Source organism: Haloarcula marismortui ATCC 43049 (assembly GCF_000011085.1).
In the GTDB taxonomy this organism is placed as follows: domain Archaea; phylum Halobacteriota; class Halobacteria; order Halobacteriales; family Haloarculaceae; genus Haloarcula; species Haloarcula marismortui.
This window is the reverse complement of the sequence record NC_006396.1, coordinates 1,520,513-1,536,200: the sequence shown is the minus strand read 5'-3', so window position 1 is coordinate 1,536,200 and position 15,688 is coordinate 1,520,513. Positions and strand designations below refer to the sequence as shown.

The window sequence follows — 15,688 nt, the reverse complement described above, 5'->3', positions numbered from 1 at the left end:
TAGAATGGTATACAGAGGCAGTGTCGGAGCGCCGCGTACCTGCGGGAAGGTTTGATTTCGACTCGCGTGCGCAAGGTTATTCCGCTGTACTACCCAACATCAGTATAGTGACAGCAGTCCGTCGGAACACCGGTTGACGGGCTGGAAAACAGGACAATCATGCAAGATACGGCGAAATATTTGATACATGCCGACATCACGGCGGCGGGAGTCGTCGAGCGGAGCGATGTCGTCGGCGCGGTGTTCGGCCAGACGGAAGGATTACTCGGTGACGAACTGGATCTGCGGGACCTGCAGGACTCGAAGAAGGTCGGCCGCATCGACGTGGAGATACGCTCCGAGGGCGGACAGTCTTTTGGAGAGATTACCGTCGCGAGCGGCCTCGACAGGGTCGAAACAGCGATCCTCGCTGCGGCACTGGAGACCATCGAACAGGTGGGGCCGTGTCGTGCCGAGATCGAAGTTTCCGAGATCGAGGACGTACGGAGCGCCAAGCGGCGCGAAGTCGTTGAGCGCGCGACGGAACTCCTGAACGACTTCGAGGAGAAGTCCATCCAGACCGCGGACATCGTCGAGACGGTCAGACAGCAGGTCCGAGTCGCCGATGTGACCGACTATGAAGGACTCCCAGCTGGACCACGCGTGGCTGACTCCGACGCGATTGTCGTCGTCGAGGGGCGCTCGGACGTGATGCAACTGCTCAAATACGGCATCAAGAACGCTGTCGCAGTCGAGGGAACTGATGTCCCCGACGCTATTGCGGATCTGACGGCCGGTCGAACGGTCACGTCGTTCCTCGACGGTGACCGCGGTGGGGACCTCATCCTGAAGGAACTCGCGCAGGTCGGCGACGTGGACTACGTTGCCGTCACTCCCAGCGACAAGTCCGTCGAGGACCTCTCACGCAGTGAGGTGATGTCGGCACTACGGGACAAAGTTCCGTACGAAACGGTCGCAAGCGCCAAGAGCCTCGACAGCATCCGCGAGGAGATGTCTCAGGCAGGGGAGTCGACCACTGCCGACGGCGGTGCCGTGGCGGCCGCGACATCGGATGACGCCGCTGACAACCAGCCATCGCCCAGCTCACAGACAGGGTCGGCGAAGGTCGAGACAACCGATGGGACGACGAGCGTCGTGGACAACTCAAACGCAACCGCTGTGGCGGATGCCACGACCGACGAGGAGACGACTGAAAACGGCGACGGACCGACTATCCCCTCGCTTTCGGACCACATCGAAGCCGTTATTCAGACCCACAGCGGAACCGCCAGGCTGGTCGACGAGGATGCGACGCTGCTTGCGGAGGGTGACGCAGATGCCGTTGTTTCATTGCTTGAATCCACCGAGGACGTTCCCAAAACTGTCGTCATCGATGCCGACTGCTCGCAGAAGCTCCTCGACGTTGCCGCCCAGCGCGGCGTCGATGTCGTCGTCGCTGCCGGCCACGGCGAGTATGTCAAACAGCCGACGGCCGTGCAGGTCCGTATCGAGAGTTAGAGGTCCCGAACGAACAGCACCCCGTCGCCGTCGTCGTAGTGGTCGGGGAGCTCGTCGGCGACCGAAAATCCGAACCCGTCGTAGAATGAGCGTGCCCGGTTGTCGTCTGCGCGTGCGGTGAGTCTCACTGTTTCGAACCCACTAGTCCGGAGCCTGTCCAGCAGCCCGTTCATCAGTGTCGTCCCGAGGCCCTGCCCCTGTTTGCCGGGCGCGATGGCGAACTCCGCTAAGTATGCGACCGGATGATCCGGCACGACCAAGGCGTAGCCGAGCGGTTCGCCGATATCGAGAACTAGCACGAGCGGCGGGCCATCGATTCCGACGCCGAGGAGTTCCGGCCACGGCTCATCGAGCGCGTTCGTCTGAATAGCCCGGAGTCGAACCTCGTCTTCGGAACGAGCCTCCCGGATCATAGGAGGCCGGCGGTCAGCACGACGCCAGCGCCGGTCAGCGCGGCCGCCAGGGTTGCGAGCATATTGACGCCCTGATTGCCGACGACCGAGCCCTCGACAGTCGCACCCAGCAGGCTGTCGACGGTCATGCCGACCAGCCCACAGAGGAGGATGACGCCGCTGCCGACTGTGCTGATGTCCTGCGTGAGCGCGGCGATGCCGGCGATGATGCCCGCGCCGGCGGCCCCGGCGGCAACGCCCTGCCAGGTCACGCCGCCGTCAGTACCCGGTTCGACGGGCCTGAGCGTCGTGATGAGCCGCGGGTTGTCGTAGAGCCCGCCGAACTCGCTGGAGAACGTATCTGTCATCGCGGCGGCGACGGCTCCGGCGAAGGCATAGAAGAACAGGAGCGGGTCGACGGCGATATGGCTTGGACTCGCCGCCGCCGCGACGACGGCGAACAGCGCGACGATGGAGTTCGCGAGCACGTTCCCGCTCCCGCGTGCGCCCTCGTTCTCCTCGGCGATGCCGCGGTCGAGTTTCTCGTCGTAGCGGTACTTCGTCGAGAGGCCACCGAGCCCGAAAAAGGTTATCAGCATGGCGAACCAGCCGAAGCCGCCGAGCACGATGGTCAAAAAAGAGAGGAGGACGCCAGTGAGCATCCCCGGCAGGGATGCGGTGTCAAGCGCGTACGAGAGATAGCCGAGCAGTACTGTCACGGCGAGTGCGATGACGACGCGCCGTGCCGTCACCGACGGGTCGAGTTCGAAAAACAGCCACAGCAGCAGTCCCACGGTGAGCATCACCAGCGGGTCGTCCCGCTCAAACAGGACCGAGCGAAGCAGTGCAGCGACGAACGCACCGCTGGCGGCAAGAAACAGCACGAGCGGGAGGTCGACGACGGCCGCTCCCTCACCGACGGCGGCCTGAATCCGCGTTCCGAGCACCTGCCCCGCGACGCCGGCGACGAAGCCGACGAGGACGAAGCCCGCGGTTGCGACCACTTCGTCGGAGCGGACGGTGTATGCGAGCCGCTGGCCGAGGTTTCCGTAGGCGACGATGACAACGACGCCGACGAACATCGGCACCGGCAGACTGAAGCGGACGGCAAGTAGCGCGAGGCCGGCGGCGGCAAGCGAGAAGGCTGCCAGCCCGTACAGTTTCCCGTCCTCGTAGTCACCGGGGCGCGCGAACAGGTCGAACAGCCGCGAGTCCTGCCCGATGACCGTCACGCCGAGCGCGGCGACGAGGACGAAGGGGGCGATAGCGGCGACAGTCGCGAGTTCGAGCGAGCGAAAGCCCGTTGCGGCCGGAACGGCGACCGCGAGGGTCCCCACGGCGGCGAACGCACCTGCCCGACGGACTGTGCCAGTCACGTCCCACCGGTATCCCCGAGAGGCACTTACCCTTTCCGAACTGTCGAAGGGACCGTGGGATTTACTGGGGCTGTCAGCATACCGGCGGACGTGGGACTATATGACCGATATCTCGCAACGCGCGTTCGGCGCAGCGACGCCGACCTGCCCGAGACGGTCGCGCTGGTGATTACGGAGCGGGATCTGCTTGGAGACGGCGCGTACCGGACCTTAGAGCGTTTTTTCGACTGGGCCGTCCAGTACGGCACCGACACCGTCGTCGTCTACGTGAGTGTCCTCGACGAGGAAGCGATCCCGACGCTGCAGCGTGAACTCGAAAGTGTCACCGCGCCACGGGAGATAGCGGTCAGAGTACCGGACGACGAGACGACGGCCGACGCCCCGATTCAGATTTCAATCGGACTCGGCGGCCAGTCAGAGTTCGCGACGGCCGTCCAGAAACTAGCAGAAGACGTCGATACGGGCTCACTCGACCCGAGCGACATCAACGAGGCCGCGGTCGAGGAGCATCTCGTCTTTCCGACCGACCCGGATCTGGTGATCAAGACCGGGGCCGAGCGGCTCTCCGATTTCATGATCTGGCAGTCCGTGTATTCGGAGCTGTATTTCACTGACGTGAACTGGCAGAACTTCCGGCTTCGGGATTACTTGCGGGCGTTGCGGGATTATCAGGAGCGACAGCGGCGATTTGGCCGCTAGGAGGTCAGTCCGCGAGGTCGTACTCTTCGTCGAGTTGCTCGCGTTCGGTACTCGGGAGCGCGTCACGGAATCGCCCGAGCATCCGCTTGGCCGTCGGTAGCTCCGATTGCTCGATGGCACGAACCAGTGCCAGCGACCGCTCGGCACGGGTCGTCCGCCAGGAATCCTCGCGGTTCTGGTACGTTCGGATCGCTCGCAGGAAGTCGACCTTCCGGAATTCGGGCCAGTAGGGCGTACAGAAGAACGTGGCGGCCTCGTTGCCGTTGGCGTGCCACGGCAGGAAGTTCGAGGTGCGTTCGTCACCGCCGGTTCGAACGATGAGATCAACGTCGCGGGTCGGCCCCTCGTAAAGCCGCTCTTCGATGGTTTCCGCAGAGACGTCCGTCGGGTCAAGGGTCTCGTTCTCGACAGCAGCGGCAACGTCGCGGGCCGCACCGAGCAACTCGGCCCGGCCGCCATAGGCCAGCGCGATGTTGAGATTGAGCTGGTCGTACTGCGCCGTTCGTCCCTCAGCGTAGTCGATAGCGTCTCGGACCCGCTCGGGTAACATCTCCGTCTCGCCGATGGCGCGGATACACACGCCGGCCTCGTGGACCCGGTCGGCGTCGGCAAATGTTCGGAGCTTCTGTTCGACGAGGTCGAAGATGTGTTCGCGTTCCTCGGGGTCGCGGTCGAAGTTCTCCGTCGAGAACGTGTACAGCGTCACCTCACGAATGCCGAGTTCGTCGCACCAGTTCAACAGTGCCTCCGTCGTTTGGGCTCCTTCTTTGTGGCCCTCCTGTTTTTTTGTGCCCTGCTTTTCAGCGTATCTTCGGTTCCCGTCCATAATGACTGCGACGTGGTCCGGCGTTCCAGACAGTTCCCACTGGAGCAATCGCTCGTAGGCTGCATATCCCAGTCGCTTCCCCCTCGATAGCATCGTTGTATACATTTCAACCACTCAATAAGGGCTTTGTGGAAGGGACCGGGTACAGTTATTTCCCGCCTAATCTGTCGAAATATATGCGCATAGTTTTAATATACCACGGCGTCACGTTCGAATTGCAATGGCGACCGGTACGGTAGACTTCTTCAACGACACAGGCGGTTACGGTTTCATCGATACCGAAGACTCCGACGAGGACGTCTTCTTCCACATGGAGGACATCGACGGTCCTGACCTCGAGGAGGGGCAAGAAGTGGAATTCGAGATTGAGCAGGCCGACAAAGGCCCGCGCGCGAAAAACCTCACGCGGCTGTAACCATGGCGACAGGCACTGTAGACTTCTTCAACGATACGGGTGGCTACGGTTTCATCGAAACCGACGATGCCGACGAAGACGTGTTCTTCCACATGGAAGACGTCGGCGGCCCGGACTTAGAAGAAGGGCAAGAAGTCGAATTCGACATCGAACAGGCAGACAAAGGCCCGCGGGCGAAGAACCTCGAGCGACTGTAAGCGAGGGCGGCTCGCTTTTCAACGGGTTCGGGACCGACTGAGCGGTGCGACTCGACAGCGTGTGGGTTCCCACCACTGTCGCTGCACCGCCTCTCGAACCGAATATCTTCGGGTAGACCTATCAGCACTCTGAATCCGAAGTGCCTTAGGGACAGCAACACCGACCGCATGGTATGAGCGAGGCCGACGCACTCGACGATGACCTTTACCGCCGGACCAAACAACTACTTGAGCCGGGCGAGATTCAGCTCAACGGCGCTGTCGTCCACACGGAGTACGACGGTAGCGACGAGATAGAGATGATGCAGGCCACCATCGAGGTCGGTGAGTTCATTGCCGAGGGCGCCGGTCTGGACCCGACGGATACGTTCGTCTACTCCGGCAGCGACGACCCCGAGTTCGCGTCGAACCAGCATCAGGGCCTCACGCTGGACGACGAGGAGTTCGTCTGGGAGTGTCAGCAGCTCCTTCGCAACGGTTCCTTCGATCTAGTGTTCTACTACGAGGCGAGCGCCGACCACGACGGGATTCTCGAAGCGGTCGAGAACGCTGGCTACGCAGTCACCGGCGTCGAAGGTGAGTAAGCCCGTCAATCGCCGGTCGACAGCCGCTCTTGGCAATTGTGACAGTACGTGTAGTTGGGGCCGTTCGCTGCGCCACAGATACGACAGCTCCTTGCGTCGACTGCAGCCTGTTCGAAGTAGGCGTTGAGCTGGCCGGTGTCGCGACCGTTGCGTTGGCCGCTGAACTGCTCGACCAGCGTATCATGTGCGGCGTAATCCATGAGCCGGAACATGAGGACAAACCACAGCGGCACCCCTATCAGGACGAACAGGTAGACCAGCAGCCGGACTGTCAGTTCGGCTGTCGAGATTGCCACATGTGAACTAGGGGCGCAAAGGGGTAAAACGCTCCGGCAACCCGGATATGCGGGCCGCGTTCGCTCGCCTGTCCCGGGCTATTTTTATTCGCAGAACTCCCAGCTTTCGGTATGAGCGAAGACCTCGGGACGGTAGACCGGGCGGTGTTGAACGCCTTCCAGGGCGGCTTCCCGGTCGTCGAACGGCCGTTCGAACCGGCCGCGGCGGCCCTCGCCGACCACGGCGTCGACATCGACGCGGACGAGCTGCTAGCGCGCGTACAGGACCTCGACGACGCGGGCGTGCTCACGCGGTTCGGGGCACTCATCAATGCTGAAGCGATCGGTGGCACCGCCACGCTTGTCGCAACTCACGCCCCCGAGGACAGCTACGACGAGCACGCCGAGATAATAAACGCGTACCCGGAGGTCGCGCACAATTACGAGCGCGAACATCCCCATCTAAATATGTGGTTCGTGGTCTCGGTGGCCGAGGAAAGTCGAGTCAAGGAGGTACTAGCCGAAATCGAGGCCGAAACCGGTGAGGAGACGTACAACCTCCCGAAACAGCAGGAGTTCCACGTCGGCGCGAAGTTCCCCGTCGAGGGGCCACAGACCCAGGACATCGACTGTTCGGCTCTGGGGCCGGACGTGACCCCGACCGACAGCCAGTCTCTGACCGCCGACGAACTGGACCTCGTGCTGGAAATTCAGGACGGGCTCCCGGTCACTGCCACGCCGTACGCTGACGTGGCTGCTGAAATTGACGCCGACGTTGATTGGGTACTGGAGACAATACAGCGGTTCAACATGGAAGGAAAGGTCCGCCGGGTCGGCGTTATCCCGAACCACTACGCGCTTGGCTACAGCGAGAACGGGATGACTGTCTGGGACGTGCCCGACGAGGTCATCGACGAGGTTGGCCCGGCTATCGCCGAGTTCGACTTCGTGACACACTGCTACGAGCGGCCTCGCCACGACGGCGTCTGGCCGTACAACTTCTTCGCGATGACTCACGGGCGAAGCGAGGCGGAGAGTCAGGAGCGCATCCAGCAGGTCCGCGACCGGATGGCTGAACACTGGGACGTGTCCGAGGACGACTGGGACACGCTGTTCTCGACGCGCATTCTGAAAAAGACGGGTATCAGGCTGGACGAACGAGCGCGACAGAACACAGAAACGGCGTGACCGTGCGTATGCAGGACCGTAGTGCTGAATCAGGGTGTTCCAACCGATGATTCCACTCATGCACGACTTCGAGGGCGAGACGGTGCTCGTCGTCGGCGGCGGTTCAGTCGGCGCGCGCAAGGCTCGCACATTCGCTACGGAGGCGAGCGTCGTCGTCCTCAGCCCTGAGTTCGGCGACCGGACGTTCGCTGACGCCGAAAAAGTCCGAGCCGCACCGACCCCAGAGGACGCCACAGACTGGGTCGAGCGGACCGACCCGGCGCTGGTCGTTGCCGCGACAGACGACTCGGACCTGAACGGCGCTTTTAGCACAGCTGCCGCGGAACACGGCGCGCTTGTCAACCGCACCGACGACCATGGCGACCAGTCGTTCGGCAACATTGTCGTGCCTGCCACGGTACGAGACGACCCCGTGACGCTGGCGATTGCGACCGGCGGACGCGCGCCAGCGCTGTCGAAGCACCTTCGCGAGCGGTTCGAAGACGAGTTCGGAAACGCTGGCCTGATGGCGGACCTTGTTGGCGACCTCCGTGAGGACCTGCGCGACCGGGGGGTCCCGCCGGCCAAACGGCGTGACGCCGTTAGGTTCGTTGTCAGGTCACGGGAAGTTTGGAAGGCTTTAGATAGTGGCAGGTCCAAAGGAGAGCAAGTAGCTAGAGACGTGATCGGAGAGTTACCTGGTGATCAAACGTGAGAGGGGACACTGGTGCAATTGTTGGGGTCTGTATCTCCCATGAGCGCGCAAGCGTCGACCAATTAGAAACCGCTGCGGCGGACAGCGAGCGCCACGCCGTCGAATCCTTGCTCGCGAACCCCGCGGTCGAAGAAGCGATTGCACTGCAGACGTGTAACCGTACCGAGGGGTACGTTGTCGTCTCTGATCACGAGGACGGGCTCGAGGCCCTCGAACTGTTTACCCGAGCCGTGCCCGACGATGTCGTCGTCGAGATGGGTCACGAGGAGAGCCTCCGTCACTTGCTCCGGGTGGCCGCCGGCCTCGAATCGATTGTGCTGGGCGAAGACCAGATCCTCGGCCAGCTTCGGACCGCCTACGAGACCGCCCGCGGCGTTGGCGGCATCGGGCCGATGCTTGAAGACGGCGTCACGAAAGCGATCCACGTCGGCGAGCGCGCCCGCACGGAGACGAAAATCAACGAAGGAGTCGTCTCGATTGCCTCCGCCGCGGTTCGCTTGCTCAAACAGGAGAGTTCGCTGACTGACGGGACAGCGCTCGTTGTTGGGGCTGGCGAGATGGGCCAACTCGCTGCGGAGGCGCTTAGCGAGGAGGTAGACCGACTGCTCGTGGCTAACCGGACGGTCCCACACGCGGAGCACATCGCTGAATCGGTCGATATCGACGCCAGCGCGCTCGCGCTCGACGGTATCGAAGCGGCCGTCTCCGAGGCCAGTGCCGTCATTTCGGCAACGGGAAGCGGCGATCAGGTGTTCGATATCGGGACCTTCAGCGATTCCGGCGACGTATCCATTGTCGATATTGCCCAGCCGCGTGATGTCCCGGCGGGTGCGGACCGCCTCCCGTCGGTGACAGTGTATGATCTTGACGCGCTGGAGTCGGTGACTGCCGAAACACGGAACAAGCGGCAGCGAGCCGCTGAAGCGGTCGAGCGTATCGTCGACGAGGAGTTCGACCGCCTGCTCACGCAGTACAAGCGCAAACGCGCCGACAGGGTCATCTCGACGATGTACGAAAGCGCCGAACAGGTCAAGGCAGCAGAAATAAACAGTGCGCTTTCGGCGGCTGACTTCGATGATGAACAGGCCGAAGTCGTTGAAGCAATGGCCGACGCTATCGTCTCGCAGATCCTCGCCGCACCGACCAAGAGCCTGCGCGACGCCGCAGAGGAGGATGACTGGTCGACGATTCATACGGCGCTCCAGCTGTTCGACCCGGACTTCGGCGGCCCCGACCAGGCTACCCCGCCCGAGTTCACCAAGGGCATGTCGGTCGAGGACATCCCTGACGGTATGCGCGACGAGATCCCGAACGCGATGCTTGACCGACTCTCCGACGACTGACCACGCCCACCTTTTTGCCTACGCCGTCCGACGTATCCGATATGGCAGACCTGCTCTCTGATGCAGAGATTAGCGACCGGCTACCCGAGGAATGGACCCGCGAAGACGACGAAATCGTTCGTGTCTTCGAGTTCGACGGCTATCTGGACGCGTCGGGGTTTCTGAGCGCCGCGGCCGGCCTCGCCGAGGACGCGTGGCATCACCCGGAGATGACCATCCGCTGGGGTGAGGTCGAAGTCCGACTCACGACCCACGACGCCGGCGGCATCACGGAAAACGACATTGACCTTGCCGAGCGGCTGAACGGCATCCACGACTGACGGTGTGACAGTGGATACGACAGGCGGACTCACGTCGCTCCAGCCGACTGATCCAGACGGCGCGACCGCCCGGTACGTGTTCCGTGTGGAAATCGGGCTGGAACCGGCCGCTGATGGGCTACGGACCGACCCCGACCGGTTCGAGACGACGCTGTATCGGGCAGCTGACGACCCGGGGGAACGCGGTTGGCTGTTCTTCCGGGACACGCTCTGGCGGGGCAAACTCGCTGACGAACCGCATTTCCGTCGGCTCGTCGAAGACGAACTCGGCTGTCCAGTTGTTTCGGCGTCGTTCAGTGAACTCAGGACCGACGAGGCGTATTTCGACGCGCTGAAGAGCGAAATCGCGGACGACCTGTCCCTGTTCAATGCCGGGTCGGTCAGCGAAGTCGTCACCAAGTACCTCGGTAGCTCGATTCGGGTGGGGTGAAACGAGACGCGACTGTGTAGTCAGTGGCTACAGAGAGGTTATACACAGCAAAACCGGTCGTAGGGCCCGAAAGACTTTATCAGAGAATCGCTAAATAATCTATCCTCATGACCACCGACTACGACTTCTGGCTGTTTGATCTCGACGGGACGCTCGTCGATATCGAGCCAGCGTACCCCCGGAAAGTGATGGGTGCCGTCGGCGACCGCCTCGGCGTCGAGTTCACGGACCGGGAGCGGGATGCACTCTGGTACGGCTTCGGTGGGACACGGTCACGGACGCTTGCGGAGCGCAACGTCGACCAGCAGGAGTTCTGGCGGCTGTTCCACGAGGAGGAAGACCCTATTGCGCGGGCCGAGGCGACGTATCTCTACGACGATGCCGAGCAGTTCCTCGCGACCCTCGATACACCGGTCGGACTGGTCACGCACTGCCAGCAGTACCTCACCGAACCAGTGCTTGACCATCTGGATATCACCGACTGGTTCGAAACGGTCGTCTGCTGTGACGATGACATCGGCTGGAAGCCCGACCCGAAGCCGGTGGAACTGGCGATGCGGGAGATGGATGTCTGGTACAACGGCCACCACGGTGTGCTGGCTGGAGACAATCCGTCAGACATCGGTGCGGCGTGGAACGCGGGCCTCGACGGCGTTCACGTTGGTCGTCGGTCCCCCACGGAGACGGGCCGGTGCGTGCGCGGCGATAGACGGGTCGCCTCGCTGCTGGACCTGTCGTCGTCTCAGGGGAGATAGTCCCAGTTTTCAACAGTGACGGTCGTTCCGGTATCGATACCAGCCTCGGCGGCGGGCACGGACACCCAGCCATCGGCCCGGGTCGCCGTCGCGAGGTCAACGCCGGGCAACGGCGTCGCTGTGCCGTCGCCCACAGCGACCGGAGTAAACGTCCTGACACCGTTTTGACTGTCGACGTGCGCTGTCAGCGTCGCTCGTGTCTCTGGATGGGCGGGCAGTGGGGCGTGGGCGAACGTCTTCAGGAGTGGACGAACGAGCTGGACAGCGCCGACGCGGGCCGCGCCTGGCGACTCCGGCAGGAGCACTACCGGTCGGTTCTCGACGACGGCTATCCCGGTCCGATGGCCGGGGTCGATCGCGAGACGGTCCGCGAGCACCTCGCCAAGTTCGGCGACGATTTCTCGGAGCGCGTCACCCGGTTCCGTCCCGGTAATGACGATCAGTTCCCGGGTGAGGTCACGCTGGACCGCCATCCGGAGTGCCGGCGCGTCGTCGGCGACTGGGTCCCGGTACGTTACCTTGCCGCCCCAGCGGTCGACGTACTGTGCCAGCGTGAACCCCGCCGTCTCGACCTGCTGGCTCTCGCCCGCGTCCCGCTGGGCCAGTTCATCGCCAGTCGGTAGAATACCTACCTGCGGTCGCTGGCGGACGAGGAGTTCGGAAACTCCAGCGGCTCTCAGCAGTCCCACGTCGCCGGGTCGTATCTGATGGCCTTGCTCGAAAACGGCGTCCCCGACGCTGATTTCGGCTCCCTCGATAGGGTCATTCGCCGTCGCAGGTGTCGCCAGAACACGTCCGACGGCGACGGAGAGCGGAATCCTGTCTGTTCGGTCGATGGGCGCAGCGACGCTGCCGATTCGTCGGCGTGCGGTTTCCAGCGGGAGCGACTCAGCGTCCGACGGCGAGGGGCCAGCCATACCCGTACTAGCGGCCGCTGTAGCAAAAGTACCCTGCGTGGCGGCAGTGTCTCCGCGTATCGCTGTCTTCAGCCATCCGGTGACGTTGCTTTCAGCCATCTGCCGCGTGCGGGGACGTTGATCTGATCCACCCGCCGCGTCCCGGCTGTGGAACGGCGTAACTGGGAATATTTTTTCTCGGTCGGGTCCGGCATCGACGTATGGTCCTCCCGCAACTGGTTGGCATCGTGTTCCTGACTATCGGCGGTTTCGTCCTCCTCCGCGGCGGCCGGGAACTCAAAACGGTGTTCCACATCCTCCGGAACGATCCGGTTCCAGTGCGCTCACTCGACGGGCACACTGGTCCTGTCGAAATCACTGGCACAGCTGTCGCCAACGAGGGTGCCGGGACCGTCACGGCCCCCTTTACCGGTAGCGAGTGTCTGGCATACACCTACGAAGTCGAGGAGTACCGCTCGTCAGGCAAACACTCAAACTGGGAGACGCTAGACGAGGGGCAGGACGGCGTCGACTTCATCGTGGACGACGGCAACGCGCGCGTTCGCGTAAACCCAGACGGAGCGGACGTACGGTTCGAATCCCAGTCGGTGACAGTCTCTCCCGGAACTGAACTCCCTGAGCGCTTGGCTGCGTACGTCGAGCGAACGGAGGGCGTCGAGGCACAGGATGGGTCCGTGAACCTGCTCGTGACAGAAATCAGCCTGGGGAACAAACAGCGCTTTACCGAGCGTCGGCTGGACGTTGGCGAGGATGTGTACGTCTACGGCCAGGCGATGCGCGGCCCCGCAACAGCGTGGGGCAGCAATCTGGTCGATGCTATTGTCGGGGACGGCAACGCGACGCCGGTGTTCGTCATTTCCGACACCAGCGAGCGTGGCACCGCCCGACGGATTGTTCGGGGCGCTATCGCTGAAACTGTGTTCGGTCTCGTCGCTGTTATCGTCGGCAGCGTCGCCCTCTTCTCCACACTCCTGTAGTAGCAGAGACCGTCGGGTTTACCACAGCGTACCACCTAGACGGGCGTATGTCTGCCCTGCGTGAAGCGCTTCGGGACCTTCCCGACGCCGTGTTCGCGGACGTGCTCGAATCCGAGGACGAATATCTGCTCGTGCTCGACCTGCCGGGCGTGACCGCGGAGACAATCGACGTGACCGTTGAAGGGGGCCGCCTTCGTATCGACGGGCAACGGACCAAGGACGTGCCCGGGGAGTTTACGTTCGTCCGCGAGGACCGTTCCGTGTTCCTTGACGCTGAGCTTCCGCTCCCGCCGGACACGACCGGGCAGGGCGGGGAGGGGACCGTGGAAAACGGCGTCCTCGAACTCCGACTGCCGAAGGCGACAGCCGCACCGAGCACCACAATCCCGATCGACGGGGACTGATTCAGAGGTGGCAAGCCGGTGAATCTTCGCGCGTACTGGCGGTTCCTCGTCGTTGCACGCCACTTCCTGCCCCTGTTGGTCGCGTACGCACGAGACCGAAAGCGGTTCTTCGTGATCGGCTCATCGCGCCGCGTCACGCCTGAACAGCGTCGCAAACGTGCACAGCAGCTGCTCGACTCGTTGCTAACGCTCGGCCCGACGTTCATCAAACTCGGACAGATCCTCTCGACGCGACCGGACGTCCTGCCACCAGAATACATCGAGGAGTTCTCCAAGCTCCAGGACCGCGTGCCACCGGCGGACTGGGACGAGGCACGGGTTGTCATCGAGGACGAACTGGGGTCTGTCGATGACCGCTTCGATGAATTCGAGAGAGAGGCGATAAGCGGCGCGTCGCTCGGTCAGGTGTATCTGGCGGAGGTCGACGGTGAAAAGGTCGCCGTCAAGATCCGCCGGCCCGGTATCGAGACGCTCGTCGAGGCCGACCTGCGGGTCGTCCGCTGGTCGCTCCCGCTGTTGATGTATTTCATCGACGACTCTCGGTCGTTCTCGCTGGAGACACTCGCCGACGAGTTCTCGAAGACCATCCGCGAGGAGATGGACTACCAGCGAGAGGGGCGGATGCTCACCGAAATTCGGGAGAACTTCAGGGACAACGACCGCATCTGCATCCCCGAAGTCAAGGAGTCTCACTCCACCCGGCGCGTCCTGACGATGGAGTATGTCCCCGGCACGAAGATCAACGACATCGACAGCCTCGACGCGGGCGGTATCAACCGGACGGAGCTGGCCGAGACGCTCCAGCGGGCGTACCTGCAGATGATTATCGACGATGGCGTGTTCCACGCCGACCCACATCCCGGGAACCTCGCCGTGCAAGACGACGGGACGCTCGTCTTCTACGACTTCGGGATGTCCGGTCGAGTCGACCCGTTCGTGCAGGACAAGATCATCGACTTCTACGCCGCCGTCGCCGATCAGGACATCGATGCCATCCTCGATGCCCTCATCGAGATGGGGACGCTCTCGCCGGAGGCCGACCGGCAGGTGATGGGCGACGTGATGGAACTGGCCATCGCCGACGCCCGTGGCGAGGACATCGAGCAGTACCGCGTCCAGCAGATCATCCAGCAAGTCGAAGACACCATCTACGAGTTCCCGCTCCGGCTGCCGGCGAACCTGGCGCTGGTGTTGCGCGTCGCCACGGTCGTTGAAGGCGTCTGTGTCACCCTCGACGAGGACTTCGACTTCATCGGCGTTGCGACCGACTATCTCCGCGAGGAGGGGTATCTCGCCGAGGGCGTTCGGAACTTCGTCGAGGACCGGGCGACCGAAGTATCCGACGCCGCTCGGTCGGCCGTCCGTATCCCGCCGAAACTGGAGTCCGCCCTCGACAGAGTCGAGCGGGAGGACTTCCGCGTACAGGCCGACATTGAGGACTCCGATGGCCTGCTCGCGACGATGACCAAGCGGCTCATCCTCGGGATGTTGCTCGCGAGCACGCTGTTTTCGACAGCGTTCCTGTACACGCAGGCGTCGCTGCCGGCCACTGGTGTCGGTATCGCTGGAACTGTCGGCCTGTCACTGGCGCTGTGGTGGTCGTTCCGCTCGAAAAAGGCCGTCCGCGCCAAGCCGCAGTTCACGCGACAGAGTATGCGTGAGCAAGACAGGGAGAGCCCGGGCGGGCTCAACACCTCCTTCGGCGAGGACACCGACGACGCCTACAGCGGTGACTGAACGCCGCGTCCGATTGTTGGGTCAGAGCCGTTTCTCGAAGTGGACGAGTTCGTACTCGCCCTGTGTTGACTGGTCTACCTCCTGGTATCCTTCGTCGCGGTAGAACGCGACCGCGGCGGGCTGGCTCTGTGATGTCGTCGCAAGCAGGACCTCGTATCCCTGCTCGACCACTTGCTGTTCGAGTTTGTGGAGGAGGCTCCGACCGTAGCCACGTCGTTGCCGGGACGGAGCCACCCGCATCCGGTGGAGTTCGGCCGCGCCGGGGACGGTTCGCTCGTCCGCGTGCCCGACTTCATTCGGGAGGAACCCGCCCATCGCGGCCAGGCCACCGTCGAACGTCTCCGGGAGTTCGTCGTCGACGGCGGGCACGACGCCGACGAGAAACGCGCCGCCGGTGTCGAAATACCGGGTCTCGATGTTTTTCAGGTCCGACGTTCCGGGGATGTCGCTGGGGTCGTTGCCGGTCGCTCGCATCGCCCACTCGTGGAGGCGCCAGACGGCGTCGGCATCCCGGCTGTCGTAGGCTCGAAACTGAATCCGGTCGGTCATCGAATATGTTCTGAAGCGCACATTATCGCAGAAGGGGTTTAATTCTACCTTATTAGCGTATGGTTCTATTATACCGCTCTGAATTTATCCGGAACGTTCAGTATTCAGTGTCT

At 62.9% G+C, this 15,688-nt stretch carries 20 protein-coding genes; 14 read left to right on the top strand and 6 right to left on the bottom strand.

Annotated elements, in window-relative coordinates; all coding sequences use genetic code 11:
- Positions 1-159: 159 nt before the first annotated feature.
- Entirely contained in the window at positions 160-1,497 is a 1,338-nt protein-coding gene (dnaG, locus tag RR_RS11710; RefSeq protein WP_011223806.1) for a DNA primase DnaG, read from the top strand.
- Here dnaG and RR_RS11705 read toward each other — a convergent pair.
- The gene (locus tag RR_RS11705) at positions 1,494-1,910 is read right to left on the bottom strand and encodes a GNAT family N-acetyltransferase (protein ID WP_011223805.1); all 417 of its coding nucleotides are present in this window, start codon (positions 1,908-1,910) and stop codon (positions 1,494-1,496) included. The genes dnaG and RR_RS11705 overlap by 4 nt on opposite strands.
- Complete coding sequence (locus tag RR_RS11700; RefSeq protein ID WP_049938916.1) at positions 1,907-3,265, bottom strand: DUF92 domain-containing protein; 1,359 nt, start codon at positions 3,263-3,265, stop codon at positions 1,907-1,909. Before RR_RS11700 ends, RR_RS11705 begins: the two co-directional genes overlap by 4 nt.
- Positions 3,266-3,355: 90 nt before the next feature.
- On the opposite strand from RR_RS11700, the gene RR_RS11695 reads away from it, so the two are divergent.
- On the top strand, positions 3,356-3,964 hold the full coding sequence (locus tag RR_RS11695; RefSeq protein WP_049938915.1) for an undecaprenyl diphosphate synthase family protein: 609 nt from the start codon (positions 3,356-3,358) through the stop codon (positions 3,962-3,964).
- A gap of 4 nt (positions 3,965-3,968) precedes the next feature.
- Here RR_RS11695 and uppS read toward each other — a convergent pair whose 3' ends face one another.
- The gene (gene uppS, locus RR_RS11690) at positions 3,969-4,895 is read right to left on the bottom strand and encodes a polyprenyl diphosphate synthase (RefSeq protein WP_007188873.1); all 927 of its coding nucleotides are present in this window, start codon (positions 4,893-4,895) and stop codon (positions 3,969-3,971) included.
- Between the two features lie 115 nt (positions 4,896-5,010).
- Here uppS and RR_RS11685 point away from each other — a divergent pair, with 115 nt between their 5' ends.
- The 3 genes from RR_RS11685 (at position 5,011) to RR_RS11675 (ending at position 5,986) form a co-directional block, all read left to right on the top strand.
- Positions 5,011-5,205, top strand: a complete 195-nt coding sequence (locus tag RR_RS11685; RefSeq protein ID WP_004517065.1) for a cold-shock protein — start codon at positions 5,011-5,013, stop codon at positions 5,203-5,205.
- Positions 5,206-5,207: 2 nt separating this feature from the next.
- Positions 5,208-5,402 (top strand): cold-shock protein, encoded by a 195-nt coding sequence (locus RR_RS11680; protein ID WP_004957702.1) that lies wholly within the window; start codon positions 5,208-5,210, stop codon positions 5,400-5,402.
- 173 nt (positions 5,403-5,575) lie between these two features.
- Entirely contained in the window at positions 5,576-5,986 is a 411-nt protein-coding gene (locus RR_RS11675) for a DUF5778 family protein (protein ID WP_004957698.1), read from the top strand.
- Positions 5,987-5,991: 5 nt separating this feature from the next.
- Here the strand turns inward: RR_RS11675 and RR_RS11670 are convergent, their stop codons facing one another.
- Positions 5,992-6,282 (bottom strand): DUF7577 domain-containing protein, encoded by a 291-nt coding sequence (locus RR_RS11670; protein WP_049938914.1) that lies wholly within the window; start codon positions 6,280-6,282, stop codon positions 5,992-5,994.
- Positions 6,283-6,393: 111 nt separating this feature from the next.
- Here RR_RS11670 and RR_RS11665 point away from each other — a divergent pair, with 111 nt between their 5' ends.
- From RR_RS11665 to RR_RS11640, 6 genes are all read left to right on the top strand, one after another.
- Entirely contained in the window at positions 6,394-7,449 is a 1,056-nt protein-coding gene (locus RR_RS11665; RefSeq protein ID WP_011223801.1) for a siroheme decarboxylase subunit beta, read from the top strand.
- Between the two features lie 46 nt (positions 7,450-7,495).
- Entirely contained in the window at positions 7,496-8,143 is a 648-nt protein-coding gene (locus RR_RS11660) for a precorrin-2 dehydrogenase/sirohydrochlorin ferrochelatase family protein (protein WP_011223800.1), read from the top strand.
- A complete protein-coding gene (gene hemA, locus RR_RS11655; RefSeq protein WP_004957688.1) occupies positions 8,140-9,486 on the top strand; it encodes a glutamyl-tRNA reductase in 1,347 nt (448 codons plus the stop codon). Before RR_RS11660 ends, hemA begins: the two co-directional genes overlap by 4 nt.
- 41 nt (positions 9,487-9,527) lie before the next feature.
- Positions 9,528-9,806 carry a 4a-hydroxytetrahydrobiopterin dehydratase gene (locus RR_RS11650; RefSeq protein WP_004957684.1) on the top strand — a complete coding sequence of 93 codons (279 nt, stop codon included), beginning with the start codon at positions 9,528-9,530 and terminating at the stop codon, positions 9,804-9,806.
- 10 nt (positions 9,807-9,816) lie between these two features.
- The gene (gene lwrS, locus RR_RS11645; protein WP_049938913.1) at positions 9,817-10,236 is read left to right on the top strand and encodes an LWR-salt protein; all 420 of its coding nucleotides are present in this window, start codon (positions 9,817-9,819) and stop codon (positions 10,234-10,236) included.
- A gap of 107 nt (positions 10,237-10,343) precedes the next feature.
- Positions 10,344-10,991, top strand: coding sequence for an HAD family hydrolase (locus tag RR_RS11640; RefSeq protein WP_004957679.1), 648 nt, complete (start codon positions 10,344-10,346; stop codon positions 10,989-10,991).
- Here the strand turns inward: RR_RS11640 and RR_RS11635 are convergent.
- Positions 10,979-11,908 carry a molybdopterin-binding protein gene (locus RR_RS11635; RefSeq protein ID WP_049938912.1) on the bottom strand — a complete coding sequence of 310 codons (930 nt, stop codon included), beginning with the start codon at positions 11,906-11,908 and terminating at the stop codon, positions 10,979-10,981. The two genes, RR_RS11640 and RR_RS11635, sit on opposite strands and share 13 nt — an antisense overlap.
- 200 nt (positions 11,909-12,108) lie before the next feature.
- Here RR_RS11635 and RR_RS11630 point away from each other — a divergent pair, with 200 nt between their 5' ends.
- Genes RR_RS11630 through RR_RS11620 form a run of 3 tightly spaced genes read left to right on the top strand, consistent with a single transcriptional unit; the run spans position 12,109 to position 15,026 of the window.
- Positions 12,109-12,885 (top strand): GIDE domain-containing protein, encoded by a 777-nt coding sequence (locus RR_RS11630; RefSeq protein ID WP_011223798.1) that lies wholly within the window; start codon positions 12,109-12,111, stop codon positions 12,883-12,885.
- Between the two features lie 47 nt (positions 12,886-12,932).
- Positions 12,933-13,289: an Hsp20/alpha crystallin family protein gene (locus RR_RS11625; RefSeq protein ID WP_004957670.1), complete on the top strand. Its 357-nt coding sequence runs from the start codon at positions 12,933-12,935 to the stop codon at positions 13,287-13,289.
- Between the two features lie 18 nt (positions 13,290-13,307).
- Positions 13,308-15,026: an ABC1 kinase family protein gene (locus tag RR_RS11620; protein ID WP_049938911.1), complete on the top strand. Its 1,719-nt coding sequence runs from the start codon at positions 13,308-13,310 to the stop codon at positions 15,024-15,026.
- A 21-nt stretch (positions 15,027-15,047) separates the two neighbouring features.
- Here RR_RS11620 and RR_RS11615 read toward each other — a convergent pair whose 3' ends face one another.
- Entirely contained in the window at positions 15,048-15,575 is a 528-nt protein-coding gene (locus tag RR_RS11615) for a GNAT family N-acetyltransferase (RefSeq protein WP_007187704.1), read from the bottom strand.
- Positions 15,576-15,688 lie beyond the last annotated feature (113 nt).

Excerpts from the sequence above, each read along its gene's own strand:
- dnaG (WP_011223806.1), top strand. The coding sequence starts at position 160 with ATGCAAGATACGGCGAAATATTTGATACATGCCGACATCACGGCGGCG.
- RR_RS11705 (WP_011223805.1), bottom strand. The coding sequence starts at position 1,910 with ATGATCCGGGAGGCTCGTTCCGAAGACGAGGTTCGACTCCGGGCTATT.
- uppS (WP_007188873.1), bottom strand. The coding sequence starts at position 4,895 with ATGTATACAACGATGCTATCGAGGGGGAAGCGACTGGGATATGCAGCC.
- RR_RS11685 (WP_004517065.1), top strand. The coding sequence starts at position 5,011 with ATGGCGACCGGTACGGTAGACTTCTTCAACGACACAGGCGGTTACGGT.
- RR_RS11680 (WP_004957702.1), top strand. The coding sequence starts at position 5,208 with ATGGCGACAGGCACTGTAGACTTCTTCAACGATACGGGTGGCTACGGT.
- RR_RS11675 (WP_004957698.1), top strand. The coding sequence starts at position 5,576 with ATGAGCGAGGCCGACGCACTCGACGATGACCTTTACCGCCGGACCAAA.
- RR_RS11665 (WP_011223801.1), top strand. The coding sequence starts at position 6,394 with ATGAGCGAAGACCTCGGGACGGTAGACCGGGCGGTGTTGAACGCCTTC.
- RR_RS11660 (WP_011223800.1), top strand. The coding sequence starts at position 7,496 with ATGATTCCACTCATGCACGACTTCGAGGGCGAGACGGTGCTCGTCGTC.
- RR_RS11650 (WP_004957684.1), top strand. The coding sequence starts at position 9,528 with ATGGCAGACCTGCTCTCTGATGCAGAGATTAGCGACCGGCTACCCGAG.
- RR_RS11640 (WP_004957679.1), top strand. The coding sequence starts at position 10,344 with ATGACCACCGACTACGACTTCTGGCTGTTTGATCTCGACGGGACGCTC.
- RR_RS11635 (WP_049938912.1), bottom strand. The coding sequence starts at position 11,908 with ATGGCTGGCCCCTCGCCGTCGGACGCTGAGTCGCTCCCGCTGGAAACC.
- RR_RS11630 (WP_011223798.1), top strand. The coding sequence starts at position 12,109 with ATGGTCCTCCCGCAACTGGTTGGCATCGTGTTCCTGACTATCGGCGGT.
- RR_RS11625 (WP_004957670.1), top strand. The coding sequence starts at position 12,933 with ATGTCTGCCCTGCGTGAAGCGCTTCGGGACCTTCCCGACGCCGTGTTC.
- RR_RS11615 (WP_007187704.1), bottom strand. The coding sequence starts at position 15,575 with ATGACCGACCGGATTCAGTTTCGAGCCTACGACAGCCGGGATGCCGAC.